The following is a 624-nucleotide window of genomic DNA, read 5'->3' as shown; positions in this document are numbered from 1 at the left end:
AGCAAAATAGGGCCATTTATTGATCCAGCCGGTTTCTAACAAAATATTATAGATCGATAAAAAGATGAAAATGAAAAAATAAGCTGCCAGTAACCGGCAGCAGGTTTTAATGTTCCGGTAGCGGGTGCTGACCAGCACCACGGCAACCAGTCCCAGAAGGATTGCGCCAGTAAATAACAGGTTTATCGGGTTCATTGAGTTATATCAACGGCAATATCTAAATATTATACTTAGTAACCCCCCCGGTTTCGATCAATCGTCCGAAGGTTTCGACGAATGTGCCGGTAAACCGCCGAAAACGCTGTGTTAAACCGCATCCTTCTGGGCCTTTGTGTCCTTTTCCTTACCTTTGCGCCTCGAAAAGGAGCTAAATACATGATTTCAGTTAATAATGTTACATTATCGTTTGGTAAGCGGGTATTGTTTGATGAAGTGAACCTCAACTTCACGAAAGGAAATTGTTATGGGGTAATTGGTGCAAACGGAGCCGGAAAATCTACATTCCTGAAGATATTATCCGGTGAAATTGAGCCCAGTAAGGGTTCCGTAAGCATTACCCCTGGCGAGCGGATGGCGGTTTTGAAGCAGAACCATTTTGCCTATGATAATGTATCTGTACTGAAT

At 42.9% G+C, this 624-nt stretch carries 2 protein-coding genes; one reads left to right on the top strand and one right to left on the bottom strand.

The features are described 5' to 3' along the window. A partial coding sequence (locus tag A1D16_RS20855) for a hypothetical protein (RefSeq protein ID WP_290713347.1) occupies positions 1-195 on the bottom strand: 195 nt, incomplete at its 3' end. A 180-nt stretch (positions 196-375) separates the two neighbouring features. On the opposite strand from A1D16_RS20855, the gene A1D16_RS20850 reads away from it, so the two are divergent. Continuing rightward, on the top strand, positions 376-624 hold a 249-nt coding region (locus A1D16_RS20850), incomplete at its 3' end, for an ATP-binding cassette domain-containing protein (protein WP_290713344.1).

This window comes from Flavihumibacter sp. CACIAM 22H1 (assembly GCF_001601815.1).
GTDB lineage: Bacteria > Bacteroidota > Bacteroidia > Chitinophagales > Chitinophagaceae > Flavihumibacter.
This window is presented reverse-complemented; position numbering and strand designations above follow the sequence as displayed.